At 72.8% G+C, this 18,004-nt stretch carries 17 protein-coding genes; 5 read left to right on the top strand and 12 right to left on the bottom strand.

What is annotated here, in order from left to right:
• The 3 genes from PHZ_RS06325 to PHZ_RS06315 form a co-directional block, all read right to left on the bottom strand.
• Positions 1–957: a glycosyltransferase family 2 protein gene (locus PHZ_RS06325; RefSeq protein ID WP_012521705.1), complete on the bottom strand. Its 957-nt coding sequence runs from the start codon at positions 955–957 to the stop codon at positions 1–3.
• The gene (locus tag PHZ_RS06320; RefSeq protein WP_236611875.1) at positions 954–2,204 is read right to left on the bottom strand and encodes a glycosyltransferase family 2 protein; all 1,251 of its coding nucleotides are present in this window, start codon (positions 2,202–2,204) and stop codon (positions 954–956) included. Before PHZ_RS06320 ends, PHZ_RS06325 begins: the two co-directional genes overlap by 4 nt.
• Positions 2,205–2,313: 109 nt before the next feature.
• A complete protein-coding gene (locus tag PHZ_RS06315) occupies positions 2,314–3,501 on the bottom strand; it encodes a glycosyltransferase (protein ID WP_012521703.1) in 1,188 nt (395 codons plus the stop codon).
• Positions 3,502–3,604: 103 nt separating this feature from the next.
• Here PHZ_RS06315 and PHZ_RS06310 point away from each other — a divergent pair, with 103 nt between their 5' ends.
• Positions 3,605–4,687 carry an acyltransferase family protein gene (locus PHZ_RS06310; protein WP_012521702.1) on the top strand — a complete coding sequence of 361 codons (1,083 nt, stop codon included), beginning with the start codon at positions 3,605–3,607 and terminating at the stop codon, positions 4,685–4,687.
• Here the strand turns inward: PHZ_RS06310 and PHZ_RS06305 are convergent.
• Complete coding sequence (locus PHZ_RS06305) at positions 4,684–5,823, bottom strand: L-lactate dehydrogenase (protein ID WP_012521701.1); 1,140 nt, start codon at positions 5,821–5,823, stop codon at positions 4,684–4,686. The genes PHZ_RS06310 and PHZ_RS06305 overlap by 4 nt on opposite strands.
• Before the next feature lie 67 nt (positions 5,824–5,890).
• The gene (locus tag PHZ_RS06300) at positions 5,891–6,643 is read right to left on the bottom strand and encodes a hypothetical protein (RefSeq protein ID WP_012521700.1); all 753 of its coding nucleotides are present in this window, start codon (positions 6,641–6,643) and stop codon (positions 5,891–5,893) included.
• Between the two features lie 160 nt (positions 6,644–6,803).
• On the opposite strand from PHZ_RS06300, the gene PHZ_RS06295 reads away from it, so the two are divergent.
• Positions 6,804–7,136: a hypothetical protein gene (locus PHZ_RS06295; RefSeq protein WP_041373286.1), complete on the top strand. Its 333-nt coding sequence runs from the start codon at positions 6,804–6,806 to the stop codon at positions 7,134–7,136.
• Here PHZ_RS06295 and PHZ_RS06290 read toward each other — a convergent pair.
• The 6 genes from PHZ_RS06290 to rlmJ form a co-directional block, all read right to left on the bottom strand.
• Positions 7,133–7,804 (bottom strand): cytochrome b/b6 domain-containing protein, encoded by a 672-nt coding sequence (locus PHZ_RS06290; protein ID WP_012521699.1) that lies wholly within the window; start codon positions 7,802–7,804, stop codon positions 7,133–7,135. The two genes, PHZ_RS06295 and PHZ_RS06290, sit on opposite strands and share 4 nt — an antisense overlap.
• 4 nt (positions 7,805–7,808) lie before the next feature.
• Positions 7,809–8,315: a c-type cytochrome gene (locus PHZ_RS06285; RefSeq protein ID WP_012521698.1), complete on the bottom strand. Its 507-nt coding sequence runs from the start codon at positions 8,313–8,315 to the stop codon at positions 7,809–7,811.
• A gap of 59 nt (positions 8,316–8,374) precedes the next feature.
• Complete coding sequence (locus PHZ_RS06280; RefSeq protein WP_236611874.1) at positions 8,375–10,501, bottom strand: AsmA family protein; 2,127 nt, start codon at positions 10,499–10,501, stop codon at positions 8,375–8,377.
• A 60-nt stretch (positions 10,502–10,561) separates the two neighbouring features.
• Positions 10,562–11,122, bottom strand: coding sequence for a sugar transferase (locus PHZ_RS06275; protein WP_041373958.1), 561 nt, complete (start codon positions 11,120–11,122; stop codon positions 10,562–10,564).
• 53 nt (positions 11,123–11,175) lie between these two features.
• Positions 11,176–11,628 (bottom strand): hypothetical protein, encoded by a 453-nt coding sequence (locus tag PHZ_RS06270; protein ID WP_049758159.1) that lies wholly within the window; start codon positions 11,626–11,628, stop codon positions 11,176–11,178.
• A gap of 62 nt (positions 11,629–11,690) precedes the next feature.
• Entirely contained in the window at positions 11,691–12,518 is an 828-nt protein-coding gene (gene rlmJ, locus PHZ_RS06265) for a 23S rRNA (adenine(2030)-N(6))-methyltransferase RlmJ (RefSeq protein WP_012521695.1), read from the bottom strand.
• A 107-nt stretch (positions 12,519–12,625) separates the two neighbouring features.
• On the opposite strand from rlmJ, the gene PHZ_RS06260 reads away from it, so the two are divergent.
• Positions 12,626–13,702 carry a DNA topoisomerase IB gene (locus PHZ_RS06260; RefSeq protein WP_012521694.1) on the top strand — a complete coding sequence of 359 codons (1,077 nt, stop codon included), beginning with the start codon at positions 12,626–12,628 and terminating at the stop codon, positions 13,700–13,702.
• An 89-nt stretch (positions 13,703–13,791) separates the two neighbouring features.
• Positions 13,792–15,003: an LLM class flavin-dependent oxidoreductase gene (locus PHZ_RS06255; protein WP_012521693.1), complete on the top strand. Its 1,212-nt coding sequence runs from the start codon at positions 13,792–13,794 to the stop codon at positions 15,001–15,003.
• On the opposite strand, the gene PHZ_RS06250 is transcribed toward PHZ_RS06255, so the two are convergent.
• Complete coding sequence (locus tag PHZ_RS06250; protein WP_041373285.1) at positions 15,000–17,003, bottom strand: TonB-dependent receptor; 2,004 nt, start codon at positions 17,001–17,003, stop codon at positions 15,000–15,002. The genes PHZ_RS06255 and PHZ_RS06250 overlap by 4 nt on opposite strands.
• Positions 17,004–17,063: 60 nt before the next feature.
• On the opposite strand from PHZ_RS06250, the gene PHZ_RS06245 reads away from it, so the two are divergent.
• On the top strand, positions 17,064–17,804 hold the full coding sequence (locus tag PHZ_RS06245) for an SDR family oxidoreductase (RefSeq protein WP_012521691.1): 741 nt from the start codon (positions 17,064–17,066) through the stop codon (positions 17,802–17,804).
• The last annotated feature ends 200 nt before the right edge of the window (positions 17,805–18,004 follow it).

Raw genomic sequence — 18,004 nt, 5'->3', positions numbered from 1 at the left:
TCAGGCCGGCTGCAGCCGGCTGGCCAGGCGCTTCAGCCGCGCCTTCACCGGCATGGCCAGCAACGGCCAGACGGCGGGCTCCTGCGCACAGGTTCCCAGCGCCTGCGGGACGTCCCTGGCCTTCAGGGCGCAGATGACGCGGTCGTAGGCGAGCGCGGTCTCCAGCGAGCGCCGGCGTCTGGCCTGGGCCCGGCGAACCGCCTCGCACTGCTCGCGCAGCGCCGCCTCCAGCGCCGCGTCCGCCGCCAGCATCTGCTCGATGTGCTCGCGCCGCAGCACGTGGCTGATCGAGGCGCCGTGCTTGCGGTAGCGGTAGAGCGCCTCGGGCACGAAGCGCATCGTGGCTCCCTTGGCCAGCAGCCGCAGCACCAGGTCGTAGTCCTCGCCGATGCGCAGGTCCTCGCGGTAGCGCTCGCCCCGCAGGGCCTCGGCGCAGAACAGCGGCTTGAGGTAGCCCAGGCCCGGCTGCCTGGAGTACATGCGCCCGGCCTCGATGTAGTCGGCCAGGGTGATCCAGCGCGGGTGCGCCCAGGCCTTCTGGCAGAGGAACGGCTTCCACGGCGCTTCGCCGCCGTCCTGGAAGACGTGCAGGTTGTCGACGACGATGTTGGCATGGTCGCCGCGGGCGCGCGCCACCAGCTTCTCCAGCCGGTCGGGGGCCATCAGGTCGTCGGAATCGAACACGGCGACATAGCGGCCGCGCACGGCGGCGAGCGCGCGGTTGCGCGCAGCGCCGGGGCCGCCGTTTCGCTGCGCAGTCAGCACGCGCACCCGCGCATCGCCTGCCGCGGCCTCCGCGATCACCTGCAGGCTGTCGTCGGTGGAGGCGTCGTCGGCGACGATCAGCTCCAGCTCGCCGAGCGTCTGGCCGAGGACCGAGCGGATCGCGGGCGCGAGGTGGCGCGCGCCGTTGTAGTTGGCGGTGACGACCGAGACGAGGGGCGCCTGGCCGGTCATGGCGCCGCGGGCCGCCGCACCAGCAGCGGCTCGTGCCGCTCGAGGGGTGCGGGATCGGGCCGATCCCCGAACAGCTGCCGCCAGAAGCCGGCCGACCACGCCAGGTGCATGATCATGGCCGCGACGCCCGAGAGCAGCGCGGCGGGATCGCGCTTCTTCACGCCCAGCAGCAGGCCGTAGCTCAGCGCGGCGGCCATCCACATCAGCGCCGGCAAGGCCATGGCCCAGAAGAACGGAGCGGCGAGGAGGAAGACCACGGCCGGCGCGACGGCCAGCGGCAGGGCCTGGCGCACCTTCAGCGGCGTGAAGTGCTTCAGCACCGTCCGCGCCCGGCCCTTGCCGTAGCTGAAGTACTGCTTCCACAGCGCGCCCGGCGTGGAGCGCGGGTGGTAGCCGATGCGGACCTTGTCGGTCAGCCAGATGCGGCCGCCTTCCTTGCCGAGCCGCAGGTCCAGCTCGGCGTCCTCGTTGTGGCTGAAGGTCTCGTCGTAGCCGCCGACGGTCTCGAACGCCTCCAGCCGGAACAGGGCATGGTGGCCGTGGTCGACCCAGCGCCCCTCGCCCTCCAGCCGGTGGGCCGAGCCGCCGGTGCCGAGGATCGAGTTCTGGGCGGCGGCGACGGCGCGCTGGAAGGCGCCCTCGCCCTTGGTGTCCATCGAGACCACCACCGACGAGGCGCCGGTGCGCCGGGCCTCGGCGATCAGGGTCGAGACGTAGTTGGGGGGATAGTCGGCGTGGGCGTCCACCCGCACCATCCAGGCGCGGTCGTCGGCCTCGATCATCCCCGCCGCGAGGTTCACGCCCGCGCTCTGCAGACGGCCCGGGTTGTGCAGCAGCCGCACGCGCGGGTCGCGCGCGGAGATCTCGGCCACGATCTCGCGCGTCCCGTCGGTGGAGCCGCCGTCGGCCACCAGGACCAGCGGCTCGACCAGGCCGGCGTCGTCCAGGATCCGCTCGATCACGCCGGCGATCGCCGCCGCCTCGTTCAGGGCCGGGATGACGATCACCGCCCGGTTCTCGGCCCGGTTCTCGAGATCGCGCGCCGCGGCGGGCATCCGGATCAGCGCCTCGGACGAGATGGCGTCCCAGGCCTGCGGCCAGCGCGCCTCGGCCTCGCCGAGGCCCGCGCGGCGGGCGGCGAGCGGCGCGAACGATCGCGGTTCCGACGCGCGGCGGTCCCGCGCTTCGGGACCGGACGCTTCGTCCCTCTCCCACTCAGGTTCGGGCGTAGGCTTGGAACTCAACATGTCGGGGGCGCATCCGAGAAATTCGACCAGAGCCGACCGCGCGGAAAGCTCCGCGGTCGACGCGGCTTAAACCATGCGCCCGGGATTCCGTTCCGGCCCCGCTGCGGGTCTAGGCCGCCAATTTTGATGATGCGGAATCAATAGCTTGGCCGTTGGAACCAAGGGCCGGTTGCGGGTTTCTCAACCCTTCCGTCAAGCGGCGGCAGTCGCCGGCGTCGGCCACGAACGCAGAGCGGGGCTGCGCCTCCAGCTCGCGCCGTAACGCCGCGTAGCGCTCGGGCGTGAGCCCCTCCAGGAAGCCCTCCAGATCCTCCGGCCGCGAGAGGCGCACGCCGAAGCTGTGTTCCGCCAGCCAGCGGCCGGTCTGCACGCCCGATAGAGCGACGGGGACCGAGCCGTAGCGGCCGCTTTCGTAGATCCGGTTGGGCAGCAGCCAGGACGAGTTCAGCCCCTCCTCCATGAAGTCGATGGCCCAGCTGAAGTGCGTCTGGCCGTACAGCAGCGGCAGGTCCGCCGCCCGGTAGGGGCCGCCGAAGCTCACGTTGGGCGTGGCCGCCACCTGGCCGTCGAAGTCGGCGAACTCCACATGGGCCGGCCGCCCCCAGATCCGCACCTCCAGCAGGTCGGGGCGGCGCTGCGCCAGCCCGGTCAGGATGTCGAGGCTCCGCCGGCAGCGGATCGCGCCCAGCCAGCCGATGCGCCAGGGGGGCCCGGCCGGGGGCGGTCCCAGCGGCGCGCCGCCCGCCCCCTCCAGCTCCAGCACCTTGTTCTCGACCAGCATGACGGGGGTGCGCAGGTCGCGCCCCAGGCCCTGCACCGGTGCGAAGTAGGAGTCCACGAACGCCGGCGAGCTGACGATCAGCAGGTCCGACCGCCTCAGCAGCGCCTTCTCGACGGCCCGCATGGCCCGGCCCTTGCCGGCGTCCGCCAGCATGATCCGGTGGATGTCGAGCGCCTCGTAGGCCAGCTTCGCCTTCAGGCCGCAGGTCCAGCGGGCCGCCTCGCCCACCGCCAGCATCTCGAGCTGGCGGCAGAGCACAACCTCGGCGCCTTCCAGCAGCTTGCGGAACCGTCCCGAGCGCAGCGCGGCCAGGGCCGTCAGCCGGGCGCGGTGGCCGAGGCGCGCGTCGTAGGTCCGGCCCAGGTCCACCGTGGCGCAGCCTTCCAGGGCCTCGGGCGCGGCGTCCGCGCGCCGGAAGCCCAGCACCACCGGCTCGGCCCCGCCGGCCTTCAGCATCCGAACCCGTCGGGTGACGGCCGGATCGGTCAGGTCGTGGACGAAGTAGGCCAGCTTCACGTGCGCGCCCCCTCAAAGCTGAAGCGTGTGGATGCGAACCAAACGCGCGACGGCCCGTTTGGAACCGCGGCAGCCTTGCAGTTGCGGAGGGGTGTTCCAGTCCATGTCTCAACCCGCGGTCGGGCCGGTCCAGAAGGCTCCCGGCGAGATCCGTTCCATCCAGTACCTCCGCGGGATCGCGGCCTTCGGCGTGCTGGTGTTCCATGCGGCCGAACGGGCAGGCGGCCATTTCGGCGTGGGCGCCGCGGGCGTGGACGTCTTCTTCGTGATCTCGGGCTTCATCATGTGGGTGGTCACCTGCCGCAAGAGCCCGGGCCCCGGCGACTTCCTGCTGCGGCGGGTGCAGCGGATCGTGCCCCTCTACTGGGGCGTCACCCTGCTGGTGGCCGGCGTGGCGCTCGCGGTACCGGCGGCCTTCCCGGCCATGCAGGTGACCGCCGAGGCCCTCATCAAGTCGCTGTTCTTCGTCCCCTACCGCGACCCGCAGGGACTGATCGCGCCGCTGATCGTCCCCGGCTGGACGCTGAACTACGAGATGTTCTTCTGCCTGCTGTTCGCTGCGGGCCTTCTGGCGCCGGCGAAGCTGCGGCCGTGGCTGGTGTCGGCGGCGCTGGTGGCGCTGGTGGCCGTGCGGCCGCTGCTGGACGCCTCCAATCCGCTGGTGGCCGCCTACACCGACCCGATCCTGCTGGAATTCGGCGCCGGCGTCTGGCTGGGCAAGCTGTGGTCCGAGCGGCGCCTGCCGTCGGCGCGCATCGGCTGGGCGCTGGCCGCGGCGGGCCTGGCCGGCTTCACGGCGGTCACCCTGGCCGGGACCGACGTCTCGACGGCCCGGGTCCTCCTATGGGGCCTGCCCGCCCTGCTGCTGGTGGCCGGCGCCGTGACGGTCGAACGCCAGGGCCCGATCCCCAGCCTCTGGCCGCTGCGGGTGATCGGCGATGCGTCCTACTCACTCTACCTCGTGCACGGCCTGGCCATCTCGGCGACCTTCCGGCTGCTCGCCGTCGTCGGCGTCACCGCCCCGGCGCTGCTGTTCTCGGCCTCGATCGTCGCCGGCGTGGTCGCGGGCCTGATCGCCTATCACCTGGCCGAGAAGCCGATGATGAAGCTGTTCCGCACCGGCCTCGGCGCCCATCGGCCGAGCGGCGTGGCCGCCCAGACCCCGCGCGAGATGACGGCGCGCTAGATGTCCAGCAGCTCGCGCCCGGCCCGCCGCACGTCGTTGCAGCCGGTCAGGATCATGGCCACGGCCAGCTCGGAGCGCATGAGGCCCAGCATCTTGCCGATCGCCGCCTCGCCGCCCGCGCCGAGCGCATAGGCCCACGGGCGGCCGACGAAACAGGCCTTGGCACCCAGGGCCAGCGCCTTCAGCACGTCCAGGCCCGAGCGCACGCCGCCGTCCATGAACACCTCCAGCTCGCCGCCCACGGCGTCGGCGATCCGGGGAAGCGAGGCGATGGAGGACTTCACCCCGTCGAGCTGGCGGCCGCCGTGGTTCGAGACCACCACGCCCTGCGCCCCGGCCCGGACCGCGTCGCGCGCGTCCTCCACGTCGAGCACGCCCTTGACCACGATCGGCCGGTCCCAGTTCTCGCGCACCCAGTCGAGGTCCTTCCAGGTGACCGAGCGGTCGAAGTTGCGGGCGATCCAGACCAGGAAGTCGGTCACCCGGCGGCCCTCCTGCACGGCCCCGGCGACCGAGCCCAACGTGTGGGGCCGGCCGTGGACGAACACGTCCCAGGTCCAGGCCGGATGGGTGATCCCGTCCCAGGCCTGGTTCAGCACCGCCTCCAGCTTGCCGGCGCCGGTGAAGCCCGAGCGGACGTCGCGGTAGCGGGCGCCGGGGATCGGCAGGTCGACGGTGAACACCAGCACGGGCGAGCCCAGCTCGTGGGCGCGGGCCAGCAGCTCGCGCATGTAGCCGCGGTCCTTCAGCATGTAGAGCTGGAACCAGGGGGGCGTGCCGGTCCTGGCCACCTCCTCCACCGAGCAGACGCCCACGGTCGACAGGCAGAACGGCACGCCGGCCGCCGCCGCCGCGCGCGCCGCCTGGGTCTCCCCGCGCCGGCCGTACATCCCCGCCATGCCGACCGGCGCGAGGCCCACGGGCATGGCCAGGGTCTGGCCCAGCGTTTCCACCGTCATAGACAGCTCGGTCATGTCCTTCATGACCCGCTGGCGCAGGGCGATAGCCTCCAGGTCCTCGACGTTCCGCTTCAGCGTCACCTCGGCGTAGGAGCCGCCGTCGATGTACTCAAAGAAGATCTTCGGAAGCCTGCGCCGCGCGAGTTCGCGGAAGTCAGAAACCGAAGCTGCACGCATGCCGTCCCTCCCTGGGCGCGGGAAGGTGAAGCCTGCGCCCGCCGGGCGCAAGGTCCCGGCGGATGGGTCAGGCCTCGGCGGCGGCCTTCATCGGGGCGGGTCCCGGCGCGGGGCCGATGACGATCCACACCTGGTGCGCGCGGCCCAGCAGCTCGCCGTCCGACGAATAGAGCGCCACCCCCGCCGTCTCCTTGCGTCCCTCCTTGGCGATGGGCCAGGCGACCAGGATGCACTCCTCGCCCGCGCGCGGCGCCTTGAGGACCTCGCCGGTCATGGTGCCCAGAAGAGCGCCGTGGCGGCCCTCCTTCTCGACCCAGGCGAAGTAGCCCGGGCAGTCCAGGGCGGCCCAGACGACCTCCTGGGCGATGGTCCCGTCGGGACGGGCGAAGCGCTCGTGCGCCCGCCAGGTGCAGGCGACGACGCCCGGCGCGGCGCCCTCCAGGGGCCCGGCGAACACCCGCAGGCCGTCCCCCTCCTCCCGCGCCGTGCCGCAGGTGAAGCAGATGGGATGAACGCGCTCGGCGTGGCCCATGTGCCGGGCGCCGGCCGCGCGGGCGGCCTCGAGGCTGGGCGCCGGCGGCGGCTCGGGCAGCTCGGTCCGCGCGGCCCCGGCCTGGCCGATCAGCCCGCCGCCCTCTCCGGTCAGCACCGTCCCGCCGTCCTGGCGCTCGAGGTCGAGGTCCACGTCCAGCGGGATCGGCGCGCGCAGCACCGCCGTGACGGGCCCCTCCAGGCCCTCGGCCAGGACGCCGCACACATAGCCGCCGTTGCCGGAGTTCGGGGGGCCGCAGAACTGGCGGCCGATCATGATCTTGGACAAGGAAACGCTCGTCTGGGGATGTCACGCAACAGGTCCCCGGCTTTGTCACGGCGACGCGGCGGAATGGAAGCCGAATTCGCGCTGCGGCGTTGGAGGCGGGGGTCGGGCGCGCTAAGGCTAAGCCCGATCGTCGAGAAGCGGATTCGATGAGGAGATATCGGTGAGCGAACGGATCGAACGTCCCTGGGCCCTGATGCGTCACCACGCCGGGTGGGCGGACGTGTTCCATATCGAGAGCGAATCCGGCGACTCGATCACCGGCTTCTATCCCGACCGCGAGACCGTCGGCCCGCCGGTCAGCTATTCCACGCGCGCGGTCCTGGCCCGCTATCCGACGATGGAGGCCGCCCGCGCCGCCCGCGAGGAAGCCGTCGGCGAATGGCGCAAGCACGACGCGGCGGTCCGCGAGGCCGAGTCCAAGCTGCGCGAGGCCGAGAAGGCGCGCGAGGACGCCTGGCTGACCTGCCTGCGCGACGCGGCTGATCGGGGCTAGAGCCGCAGGCCCTTCGACACGAACCAGGCGATGGCGGCGGCGAGGACGACGCCCACGACCAGCCGCCACGCCGGCGCCCCCGCAAGGCCCGGGTCCTGCGGAAACGTCCGCCAGCCGGTGACCATCGGCCGGATCAGGTTCGTGCGCTTGTAGAAGAGGTAGAACAGCACCGCGGCGACGTGCAGGACGAGCAGCGCCTGCAGCGCGCGGAAGCTCAGCTCGTGGACCTCGGCGATGGCCCGCCCGGTCTCGAAGCTGACCCGGTCCGACATGGGTCCCGCCTCGAAGGCGTCCACGTCCACCGCGAACAGCCCCGTCGTCACCTGCACGGCCAGCACGGCCAGGATGGCGATCACGCTCCAGCCGCCGAGGGGGTTGTGCCCCGGCACGGCGGCCGCCGCCCGCTGTGGCAGGCCCCGAGCGTAGGCGAGCACGGCGCCGGGCCCCTTCACGAAGCTGGCGAAGCGCGCCGCCCCGCCGCCGGCGAAACCCCAGTAGATGCGGAACAGCACCAGCCCGAGGATCGCGTAGCCGCTCCACCGGTGCCAGTTCAGGTGGTCCTCGGACGACCACCAGGAGAAGGCGACCAGCACCACCAGCAGCCAGTGGACGATGCGGACGGGCGCGTCCCAGAGCTTCGCCCGCACGCCGGCCTCGGGGGACGCCAAGGCCTCAGTCCTTCTGCTGGCGGTACTTGTCGTGGCAGGCCTTGCAGGACGCCCCGGTAGGCCGCACCTGGGCCTTCACGGCGTCCATGTCGCCGCTGAGGGCGGCCTGGTTCAGCTTGGAGACCTGCACCTGCATCGCCGACGCGACCGCGGAGAAGCCCGCGGCGTCGGTCCAGATGTTGGCCTTGGCCTCGCTCTTCGGCCGCGCCTCGACGCCGCTCCCGCGCGGGAACCAGGTCGGCAGGGCGGTGGCGAGGCTGGCCATGGTCTTGGTCTGGGCCTGTACGGTCGCCGCGTTCGGATTGCCCTTGCGCAGCTCGTCGTTCAGCGCCTTGAAGGCCGCGCCCAGCTTCTCGAAATTGGCGTGGCGCTGGTGGGCCGCCCGCGCGCCCGCGCTCATCGGCCCCTTCGGCATGGGCTCGTTGTGGGCGAAGGCCCCCGTCGCGGCCACCGCCGCGCCGATTCCCAGGGCGATCGCCGCGACCGCGCCCCTGCTCTTCCCGATCGCCATGAAGCTCGCCTTCTGAAACCCTGCCAGCGCGGGAGATTGCCGGGGCCCGGCCTTGGCCGTCAACGGCTCGCGGACTTCACCGGCGCGCCCTCGCGGCCGGCCTGGGCCAGCATCGCGCCGCAGTTGGCGTCCTTGGCGAGGCCCGGATCGACGAACGGCAGCAGCGCCGCGATCGGGTTGAGCAGCGCGCCGAGGCCGACGCCGGCGGCGCCCTGCGCGATCGCCCCACCGGGCTCCAGGCCCAGCTTCGGCGCCCGGATCGGCCCCTCGGCCTTCACCGGGATCAGCGCGCGGACCAGCCGGAACTTCTTGTTATGGCCGCGGACCTCGAAGGACATCCGCTCCGTGCCCAGGTTGATCGCGCCCTTGCCGGTGATCAGCACCGGGCCGGTGTCGACCACGATGTTGCCGGCGCGCATGACGCCGTCGGTCGTGCGGAAGTGGGCGACCCCGCAGCGCAGCGCGGTCGTGTCGTCGTCCTTGCTGAGCAGCAGGCCAAGGCCCTTCACGACATTCACGCCCATCAGCTCGGCGAAGGCCTTGCGGATCTCGCCGCCGGGGGCGACCACCATCACCTCGCCGTCGGCGCTCGCGAACGCCTTGTGGATGCTGTCCCCCGCGCCGGTCAGCCGGGCGCGGCCGGAGACGGCTCCGGTGAGGGGATGGCCGCCCTCATAGGTGACCGGGATGAGCTGCTCGATCCGCGCGTTGGCCAGCCGCAGGTCCAGTTCGGTGACGGGGACCTCCCGGCGGGCGTTCAGGGCCACGAAGCCGCTCACCCGGCCCTGCGGCAGGTCCAGCACCAGCGGCTCGGCCCGCAGGAGGCCGTTGTCCAGCTTCACCCGCACCTGGCCGGCGGTGAGGTTCACGGGCGCGTCGCGGATCGACTGGGCCCGGTAGCGGACGTCGGCGTCCATCGCCCGGATGCGGCTCACGTCGAGGGTGGAATCCGGGAAGATCCGCTGCTGGGCGTTCAGCGCGCGGGCGACCGCCACCTGCTCGGCCGAGGCCGTCTCGCCGGGACCCGTCGCCGGCGCGCCGCCGAACAGCGCGCCCAGGTCGTCGAAGTCCAGGCTGCGCGAGCGCAGGTCGGCCTCGAACATCGGCCGCGTCCGGCCGGTCTCGACCTTGATGTCGCCGGCGAGGTCGCTGTCGCCCACCCGGCCGCCGAGGTTGTCGATGCGCCAGACCAGCTCGTCGCGCGAGAGGCGGCCGCGCAGGCTGTAGGGCGGGGTGTTCGGCAGGGCGACGCCCGTCAGCGGATAGAGGTCCGACAGGTCCGGCCCGCGCGCGGTCGTGAACATGTGGAAGCGGCCGAGGTCGAAGGGCTTGGGCACCGCCCCGTTGGCCGTGATGTACGTCCGGCCGGCCCGGATCTCGGCGTTGAACGGATAGGGCCTGTCGCGCTCGATGTTCACCAGCGGCCCGCCGGTGACCTCCATCCGGAACGGCTGGCGGTTGATCGTGCCCTGGCCGACCAGCTCGAAGCCGCGGCTCCGGTCGCCCAGGGTCTCGGCGGCGTTGATCGTCCCCTCAAAGCGCAGGTCGCGCTTCACGTCGAGGTACGACATCCGGCCGTCGGCGACGATGAAGCTGCGGATCGGCGGCAGCCGCATGGGCTCCTTCTTGCGGCCGTCCGAGAAATCCCAGTTCCGGCGGCCCCGGGCGTCCGCGTAGAGCCGCAGTTCGGGACGGTCGAACCGCAGCAGGCGCAGGTCGACGTTCCCCCACAGCAGCGGGACCAGCCGGATCTGCACGGTGATCTTCTCGAAGGTCCCGAGCGGGTCGCGGCCCGCCCACGGCGCATTGGCGATCCGCACGCCTTCTACGGTCGCCCGGGGCTGCCACGACCAAAGCCGCACGTCGAGGTCGCCCGCGATGCTGACCTCGCGGTTCAGCCGGGCCGAGGCGATCCGCTCGACCGGCCCTCTGAACCAGTTCCAGTCCCAGATGGCCACGAGCACCCCGATGGCGACCGCCAGCGCGGCCAGGACGCCGCCGGTCCAGTACAGGGCCTTGCGGCTGGGCTTCCTCAGCCGGGGCGGCGGCAGGCGCGTGTTGCGGATCCGGGTCCACCCCGCCTGCGCCCAGGACCGGGCCCGCTGGAGCGTCCGACGGCGCGCCGACGTCCGCTCGGGCTCCCGGCGCCGGCCGGGCTCGGGGTTCTGGAAGGCTTCGTTGCTCACGCGGGGGTCTCCGGGACCCCATCAAAAGCGCAGCCTGCGGAGGAGAGTTCCCGAGCGTGTCTAGTGGCTTACGCCCCGCCCGCTGAACGCGGCCAGCACCGTCGCGACGAGGATCCGGAGGTCGAAGGCGAGCGACATCCGCTCCAGGTACTCGCGGTCCAGCCGCACCTTCTCGGGGATGGGCAGCTCGTCGCGGCCGTTGATCTGGGCCCAGCCGGTGACGCCGGGCCGCAGCCGCTCCACCCCGGCCTCGGTGCGCAGGGCGACGAGATCGTCCTGGTTGAACAGCGCCGGCCTGGGACCCACCAGGCTCATCTCGCCCGTCAGCACGCTCCACAGCTGCGGCAGCTCGTCCAGGCTGGTGCGGCGCAGAAAGCGGCCCAGCGGCGTGATCCACTGCTCGGGACGGTCCAGCAGGTGCGTGGCCACGTCCGGCGTGTCGATCCGCATGGTGCGGAACTTCGGCATCCGGAAGACGCGGTTGTTGCGTCCCACGCGCCGCGACCAGTGGACGGCGGGCCCGGGGCTGTCCAGGCGCACCGCCGCCGCGATCGCCAGCAGCACCGGCGAAAGCGCGACCAGCCCGGCGAGGGACGCAGCGATGTCGAAGGCCCGCTTCAGCACCCCGCCCTTCTAGAGCGCGCCGGGCGGGAGCGCCAAGTCAGGCCAGGTCGTCAGGCCGAAGCCGGGTCGGCGTCCGGAGCGGCGCGCTTCGCCTTTGGAGGCGGCGCGGGCTCGGCCGGCGGGGCGGCCGTCTCCTCGCGCATCAGCTCGGCGGCCACGGGCCCGATCGGCGCGGACTCCCCGCCCATCGGCGGCAGGGCCTCGGCCGCCTCGATGGCGGTGGGCGTCACCTCGCAGGTGAGTTCCGCCGCCGCCTGCAGCGGCGCGCCGACCTCGGCCGCGACGAGGTCCTCGGCGGCCTCGAGCGTCCGGAGCGAGGCGGCGGCGAACATCGCCTCCAGGTTCTGCGGGGTCCAGCGGGTCATCCACCACCAGGCGACGCCCGCGGCGGCGGCTCCACCGAAATAGCCCCACAGCGGGGATGCGGCCCCGATCATCAGCTCGGGCGAGAGGGGTCTGGACAACGCGCCGGGACGGTCGGCGGACTCGGGAAGGAACGTCATGGCCGGTCTCCTTCGATTGTGCGCTGCAACATAACACAGCCCGCACGAGACCGGATGCGAACTTACGATGACGGCAGCCGATAGACCCGCGACGCGCCGCCGTCGCCCAAGGCCTGGGCGACCCAGCCGCAGATGTCGGCAAGATCGGTCGCCAAGTCGGGCCCGTTCCACAGCACCAGGGCGCAGCCGTTCATCTTCATGGGATCGGCCAGGGGGCGGATGCGCGCCTCGCAGACCAGCGCCGGCGGCAGGCCGGCGTCCTCCAGATCCCGCAGGAAGGCGTCGAAGGTCTCCAGGTCCTTGAGCGGCAGCCAGACGAGCGCCTGGACGGCCGGGTTGCTCGCCCGGGCGCCCTCCAGCGTCTCGACGATCCGGCCGTAGTCGTCGGGTTTCTCGAACGGCGGATCGATCAGCAGCAGCGCACGGCCTCGCGGCGGGCAGCGCTCGACGGCCGCCCGGTAGCCGTCGGTGCAGAGGGTCTCGACGTTCGCCCGCCCCTTCAGCGCGCTGCGCAGTGCGTCGTGCTCCTCCTTGCGCAGCTCGCAGGCCAGGTAGCGGTCGGCGGGTCGCAGCGCCTGGGCGATCAGCCAGGGCGAACCGGGATAGCGTCGCACGGGCCCGCCGCCGTTCAGCGCCGCGACCGCCTGCACGAGAGGCCGGAAGGCGGCCGGCGCATCCTTCGCTCCCATCAGCCGCACGATCCCCGCCTCGGCCTCGCCCGATTTGCGCGCCTCCTCCCCCGCCAGATCGTAGAGGCCCCGGCCGGCGTGGGTGTCGATCACCGTCAGCGGCCGCCCGTCCTCCATCAGGCGCGCCAGCAGGCGCAGGAGGGCGGCGTGCTTCACCAGGTCGGCGAAGTTCCCGGCATGGAAGGCGTGGCGGTAGTTCAAGGCGGTGGACGCTCCCCGTTAGGAACCTGCGCCGCGCATACCACGTTGCCGCGGGGCGCGTGGAGGGCCCAGGGCCCCGGTGAGCCACGCGGGGAGCGCCAGGGCACATGCCGAACGACGTCGCGGCCGCCGAACACATCGAGGAGGCCGGGCTCAGGTACGTGAGCGACGGCGATCCGGGCATCGCGCGCAAGCCCGCGCGGGGCCACGGCTTCAACTACCTCGCGCCGAACGGCGAGCCGGTCACCGACGAGAAGACCCTGGATCGCATCCGCGCGCTGGCCATCCCGCCGGCCTGGACCGACGTCTGGATCTGCCCCCGCGCCAACGGCCACATCCAGGCGGTGGGCCGCGACCAGAAGGGCCGCAAGCAGTACCGCTATCACGCCCGCTGGCGCGAGGTGCGCGACAGCCACAAGTACGACCGGGTGCTCGCCTTCGGCCGCGCCCTGCCCCGACTTCGGCGGCGGGTGGAGGAGGACCTGAAGCGTCCGGGCCTGCCGCGCGAGAAGGTGCTGGCCGCCGTCATCCGGGTGATGGAGACCACCCTGATCCGGGTCGGAAACGAGGAATACGCCAAGCAGAACCGCAGCTTCGGCCTGACCACCCTGCGCGACCGGCATGTGAAGGTCGGCCGCGCCGGCGCCGTCTTCGAGTTCCGCGGCAAGAGCGGCAAGGTCCACAAGACCGGCCTGAACGACCGCCGGCTCGCCCGTATCGTCAAGGCCTGCCAGGACCTGCCGGGCCAGCGGCTGTTTCAGTACGTCGGCGACGACGGGCTGCAGCACGCGGTGGAGTCCGCCGACGTCAACGCCTACCTGCGCGACGCGCTGGGCGAGGACTTCTCGGCCAAGGACTTCCGCACCTGGGCCGGGACCGTCATGGCCGCCCGCGCGCTGATGGAGACGCCGGCCTGCGCCAGCGCCGCCGAAGCCAAGCGCAATGTCTCCACCTGCGTGAAGGCGGTGGCCGGCGTGCTGGGCAACACGGCCGCGGTGGCCCGCAGCGCCTACATCCACCCCGCGGTGCTCGAGGCCTATCAGGACGGCGCGCTGGAGGTGAAGGCCTCGGGGAGCGACGAGCGGGCCTTCGAGCTGGCCGTCCTGCGGTTCCTGGAAGGCGTGCGCGACGACGACCCGCAGAAGAAGACCGCCGCCGCGCGGGAGATGGCCCGCAAGGCCTGACGTGGCGGCACGCTGGCGCGGGCTCGCCGACCGGCGTTACCCTTCCCGGCACAAGGCGCGGGGGGACACGCGCCGCCGGAGGATATCCCATGTTCGGCCCGCGCCTGCGCTTCGGCGCCTTCATCGCGCCCTTTCATCCCGTGGACGAGAACCCGACCCTCGCGCTCGAGCGCGACCTCGAACTCGTCGAGCACATGGAGCGCCTCGACTACGACGAGGCCTGGTTCGGCGAGCACCACTCGGCCGGCTACGAGCTGATCGCCAGTCCCGAGCTGTTCATCGCCGCCGCCGCCCAGCGGACGAAGCGCATCAGGCTGGGCACGGGCGTCTCGTCCCTGCCCTACCACCACCCGCTGATGCTGGCCGACCGGATCAACCAGCTGGACCACATGACCCGCGGGCGGGTGATGTTCGGCGTGGGCCCCGGCGCCCTGGTCTCGGACGCCTTCATGATGGGCATCCCCGTCGCCAAGCAGCGCGACCGCATGGACGAGGCGCTGGAGGTGCTGATCCGGCTGATGCGCGGCGAGGAGGTCACCCACAAGTCCGACTGGTTCGAGCTGTGGCAGGCCCGGCTGCAGATGACCCCCTACTCCCGCCCCTCGGTGGAGATCGCGGTGGCCAGCCAGGTCTCGCCCACCGGCGCGCGGGCGGCGGGACGCCACGGCGCGGGCCTGCTGTCGCTGGGCGCGACCGGAACGGCGGCGTTCAACGCCCTGGCCTCGAACTGGAACATCGCCTGCGAGCAGGCCGCCGAACACGGCCAGACCATGGACCGCAGCGCCTGGCGCCTGGTCGGGCCCATGCACATCGCCGAGACCCGCGAGCAGGCCATGGCCGACGCGCGCTTCGGCCTGGAGAAGTGGATCTACTACTTCAAGGAGATCGCCAACCTGCCGATCGTGCCCGAGGGCCCTGACCCCGTGCAGGCCCTGATCGACAGCGGCACGGCGGTGATCGGCACGCCCGACGACGCGGCCGCCCGCATCCAGCAGCTTGTGGACCAGAGCGGCGGCTTCGGCTGCTTCCTGCTGATGGACCACAACTGGGCCCCGTGGGAGGCCAAGAAGCGCAGCTACGAGCTGATCGCCCGCTACGTCTTCCCGAAGTTCCAGCAGCTCAACGAGAACCGGCAGGCCTCGATGGACTGGGTCGGCGCCAACAAGGGCGAGTTCACCGGCCAGACCATGGCCGCCATGGGCGCGCGCATCGCCCAGCACATCGCCGAGAAGGGCGCCGAGAACATCCGGCCCGAGTTCGCCGCCCTCGTCGCCGGGGCGGCGGCCCCGAAGAAGGATTAGCGCCGGATCGAGAAGCCCACGCGGATCGTCCGCGGGGCCAGGTAGCTCTCGACGCCGTCGGCGGTCTCGCCGATCTCGAGCTCCTCGTCGGTCAGGTTCTCGGCCGCCAGGTACACCTCGGCGGTGTCCGACAGCCGCCAGGCCGCCCGCGCGTCGAGCTGAACGCCCGCGTTCAGGCGGCGGCTGTTGAGGTCGTCCTCCCAGCGGGCGCTCTCGTAGCGCAGGTCCGCCGCCAGGGTCAGGCGGGCGAGCGGGCGCCAGTCGGCCCCGGCGGTGACCGTCCACTTCGGCGTCTGGGCCGGGCGCAGGCCGGTGAGCTGCGGGGCGGCGCCGCCCCCGTCCACCTCGGCGTCGGTGTAGGCGGCCGCGAGCCGCCAGGACGCGGTCGCGCCCAGATCGCCGGACGCCTCGCCCTCGACGCCCCAGGCCTCGATCTCGCCGGCGTTGCGCCGCTGGCGCAGGACCCCGCCCGCCGGCACGAAGCCGGCGGTCGGGAAGGCGCCCGGCCCGAAGCCGATGGTGACGTTGGTGATCGGGTCCTTGATCCGGTTCCAGAACAGCGTCGTGCTCCAGCGCACCGGTCCCTCGCCGCCGACCCCGGCTTCCAGACCCTGCAGCGTCTCGGGCTTCAGCGCGGCGTTCGCCTCGGTGATGTCGTTGCCGACCCGGAACGGCCGGTGCAGTTCGTTCAGCGTCGGCGGGCGGAAGCCGGCATAGGCGGCGGCCCGGACGTAGCGGCCGTCAGCCAGGTCGTAGCGGGCGCCGAACCGGGCCGTCGGCGTGGTCTCGGACGAGCCGTCCGGCCGCAGGTCCAGCAGGACCTCGCCCGTCTGGAGGTCCCGCTCGCGGCGGATCGCGCCGCTCGATTCCGACCGGTCGATCCGGGCCCCGCCGGTCAGCAGCCAGGGGCCGCTGTCGTAGGCCGCCTCGACATAGGCGCCGCCGACGAAGGTCTCGCCGCCGGCCTCCCGGTGACGGGTGAATCCGGCCCCCAGGTTGCGGAACCGCTCGCGAACTCGCCCGTCGGTCCAGCGCAGGTCGGCGCCGACCTCCCACGCCACCGCCGCCATCCGGCCCTGCAGGGCGGCGTTGACGCCGTAGCCCGTGGCCGGCGTCTCGTACTGGTCGTTGGCCGGGGTCGTGCCCGTCCGGCCCGCGGCCACCGCCGCCGAGCTGTTCTTCAGGTCGCTCTCGCGCACCCAGGCCTGCAGCCGCCAGCCGCCGACGCCTGCCTCCGCCGAACGCGCCAGGGTGACGGTCGCCGACTGGCCCGACGCGACCGAGCGCGCGCCCACCAGCCCGGCGCCGCGGATCTCGCGATAGGCCGAGACCCGGGCCGCGGCCTCCACGCCGCCGATCTCGTGCTGGACGCGCAGGGCGCCCGAGACGTCCTCCAGCGACACGCGCTCGTCGGCCGCGCCGCGCTGCAGCCCGCGCACGGCGTAGTAGCCGTCGGTCTTGGACGCCGCCGCGGTCAGCAGGACATGCTCGGTCCCGCCCGCGATGGCGGCCCGGTAGCTGTCGCGCTCGCCCGCCGAAATGTCGAATGCGGCCAGGCCGTCCCGCGCGCCGCGCTCCTGCAGCGCCACCACGCCGGTCAGGGCGCCGGCGCCATAGGGCCCCGCGCCCGCGCCGCGCACCACCGTCGCCCCGTCCAGCCCCTCGGGCGGGAGCGCGCTCCAGATCACCCAGCCGCCGAAGGGATCGTTCTGCGGGGCGCCGTCCAGGGTCACCAGCGCGCGTCCGGCGCCGGAGGGGGCGATGGAGCGAAGCGACAGGCCCTGCGTCGTCGGATTGGCCGCCCCGCTGCCCGTGCGTCGGAAAAGGGACACGCCGGGCGCCCGCTTCAGCGCCTCGTCCAGCCGCGGCGTCTCCTTCAGCTCCAGGGCGTCGATCTGCACCGCGCTGAAGGCCGCCTCGCCGCCGAGCGGCGCGAGCCGCGGGGCGTGGACGACGACGGCTTCGACCTGGGTGGCGGGCGGCGGCGGCAGATCCGGCATGTTTCCTCGTATTTCTGGTATGGCCCGGGCCTGGGCTAAACAGCGGGGATGGAGAGCGCAATGGGCAAGGTCGCGATCGTGACCGGCGCGGGCAGCGGGATCGGCCGGGCTGTGGCCGTCGCGCTACTGGACGCCGGCTGGCGGGTGGCGCTGGCGGGGCGGCGCGCGGACGCGCTGGCGGAGACCGCCGCCCTCTCGGCCGGCGAGTCCCTGGCGATCCCGACCGACGTGGCGGACGAGGCTGCGGTGGATGCGCTGTTCGAGCAGACGAAGGCCCGCTTCAGCCGTCTGGACCTGCTGTTCAACAACGCCGGGACCGGCGCCCCGCCCGTCCCCATCGAGGACCACGCGCTGGACCACTGGAAGCGCGTCGTGGACGTGAACCTCACCGGCGCCTTCCTGTGCACCCGCGCGGCCTTCCGGCTGATGAAGGCCCAGGCGCCGCGCGGCGGGCGGATCATCAACAACGGCTCGATCGCCGCCCACGCCCCGCGCCCGCTCACCATCGCCTACAGCGCCACGAAGGCGGCGATGACCGGCCTGACCCGCTCCACCTCGCTGGACGGGCGCGCCTACGACATCGCCTGCGGCCAGATCGACATCGGCAACGCCGAGACGCCGATGACCCGCGGCGTCGTCAGGGGCACGCTGCAGGCCGACGGCGCGATGAAGCCCGAGCCCTATCTGGACGTGCGCCACGTGGCCGAAGCGGTCCTGTACATGGCCGGCCTGCCGCTGGAGGCCAACGTGCAGTTCATGACCGTGATGGCGACGAAGATGCCGTACATCGGCCGCGGCTGACCAATCCGGCGGCGGGGGCGCCCACCACCGCGGCGCCCCCCACGGCGCCCATGTGAATTTTTCGCTGCACCGCAGCATTCCACTTGCGGACTGACGCCCGGCTGTGGATTCCATCCCCTCGGGCGAAGAGAGCCGGGCGTCAGTCGCCGGCCCCGCCCGAGAGGAACGCCGGAAAGGGGTTGTCGCAACCCTTGAACCGG

The organism is Phenylobacterium zucineum HLK1, from assembly GCF_000017265.1.
Lineage (GTDB): Bacteria > Pseudomonadota > Alphaproteobacteria > Caulobacterales > Caulobacteraceae > Phenylobacterium > Phenylobacterium zucineum.
Note: the sequence above shows the minus strand (reverse complement) of the source record. Positions and strands in the feature narration are given on the sequence as shown.

Excerpts from the sequence above, each read along its gene's own strand:
- PHZ_RS06260 (WP_012521694.1), top strand. The coding sequence starts at position 12,626 with ATGCCGAACGACGTCGCGGCCGCCGAACACATCGAGGAGGCCGGGCTC.
- PHZ_RS06305 (WP_012521701.1), bottom strand. The coding sequence starts at position 5,823 with ATGCGTGCAGCTTCGGTTTCTGACTTCCGCGAACTCGCGCGGCGCAGG.
- PHZ_RS06325 (WP_012521705.1), bottom strand. The coding sequence starts at position 957 with ATGACCGGCCAGGCGCCCCTCGTCTCGGTCGTCACCGCCAACTACAAC.
- PHZ_RS06245 (WP_012521691.1), top strand. The coding sequence starts at position 17,064 with ATGGGCAAGGTCGCGATCGTGACCGGCGCGGGCAGCGGGATCGGCCGG.
- PHZ_RS06285 (WP_012521698.1), bottom strand. The coding sequence starts at position 8,315 with ATGGCGATCGGGAAGAGCAGGGGCGCGGTCGCGGCGATCGCCCTGGGA.
- PHZ_RS06310 (WP_012521702.1), top strand. The coding sequence starts at position 3,605 with ATGTCTCAACCCGCGGTCGGGCCGGTCCAGAAGGCTCCCGGCGAGATC.
- PHZ_RS06255 (WP_012521693.1), top strand. The coding sequence starts at position 13,792 with ATGTTCGGCCCGCGCCTGCGCTTCGGCGCCTTCATCGCGCCCTTTCAT.
- PHZ_RS06250 (WP_041373285.1), bottom strand. The coding sequence starts at position 17,003 with ATGCCGGATCTGCCGCCGCCGCCCGCCACCCAGGTCGAAGCCGTCGTC.
- PHZ_RS06320 (WP_236611875.1), bottom strand. The coding sequence starts at position 2,204 with ATGTTGAGTTCCAAGCCTACGCCCGAACCTGAGTGGGAGAGGGACGAA.
- PHZ_RS06270 (WP_049758159.1), bottom strand. The coding sequence starts at position 11,628 with ATGACGTTCCTTCCCGAGTCCGCCGACCGTCCCGGCGCGTTGTCCAGA.